The following is a 1014-nucleotide window of genomic DNA, read 5'->3' on the forward strand; positions in this document are numbered from 1 at the left end:
CTTTCTGGCGGTTGGTTAGCTGCCCGCCTTGCAGTGACATTGCATCACGGCTGAACAATTTGCCCCCGTCATTGTTCAGCTGACTGTCTATACCGCCCTGCCAGTTGAAATGCTGCTGCGSCGTCAGCGGTCCTGGCTGTCATAACCCAGACTGACGGTCCGGTTCTCTTCATCCAGCACCCGCACCAGCCGCTGATGCTTATCATATTCCTGTGTGCGGCCGTTGCCGTCCGGGTCTGTTTCGGCCGTCACCAGCCCGAAGGCATTGCGGGTCAGCGTGGTTTTCCGGCCGTCCGGCGCAATAAATCCGGCGGGCTGGCCCTGTTCATCATACCGGGGCAGCCAGGTGCGTTGCAGCGGGTCGGTCATGCCGGTCAGTTGCAGGCTGTCAGCCTCATAGCTGTACTGCCATACCGCGCCAGTGGCCTCCGTCAGTGAGGTTACCCGGCCGGTATCGGCCAGATACGTCAGCGTCAGGGTTTCTCCCTCCGGTAATCTCTGTCTGACCAGATTGCCCCAGCGGTCATAGTCATAACGGGTCACGCCGCCGCACGGGGTGTGGATTTCAGTGATTAATTGCTGGTCGTTGTAATGCCAGGTGGTGGTGTGCCCCTGTGGGGTGGTGGAGCGGGTGATGCCGGGGGCATAATCCAGGTGAACCGGATAGTAGCCGCCGGCCCCCACGCTGTCGGTACAGCGCCCCTGTTTATCATAACGGTAATCCACCCAGGTCTGGTCGCCATCAGACCAGCGGCTTATCAGACCCTGCGCATTATATTCATAGTACAGATGAAAATGCTGGGCGCTGTCCGCTTCCGCCAGCCGGCCGTTATCATGGTAGTGATAACGGGCCATCACTTCCTGTAACCCTTCATCGGTACGGAGAATCTCTGTCAGTTGTCCGCGCCGATTATAAAGCAGCGTCAACTCCGGCCCGTCACTGTGGAGAACCTGTGTCAGTTGACCGTGCTCGTTATAGACAAACCGCAGCCGGTTGTCATACACGTCCCGGTG

At 58.8% G+C, this 1014-nt stretch carries 1 protein-coding gene and 1 pseudogene; both read right to left on the bottom strand.

Annotated elements, in window-relative coordinates; all coding sequences use genetic code 11:
• A partial coding sequence (locus C6H66_RS27865; protein WP_219847653.1) for a hypothetical protein occupies window positions 1–127 on the bottom strand: 127 nt, incomplete at its 3' end.
• A pseudogene (locus C6H66_RS24980) lies at window positions 124–1014 on the bottom strand (type IV secretion protein Rhs); the annotation flags it as partial. The gene C6H66_RS27865 and the pseudogene C6H66_RS24980, both read right to left, overlap by 4 nt.

Origin of the sequence: Photorhabdus hindustanensis, from assembly GCF_002968995.1 — a bacterium.
In the GTDB taxonomy this organism is placed as follows: domain Bacteria; phylum Pseudomonadota; class Gammaproteobacteria; order Enterobacterales; family Enterobacteriaceae; genus Photorhabdus; species Photorhabdus akhurstii.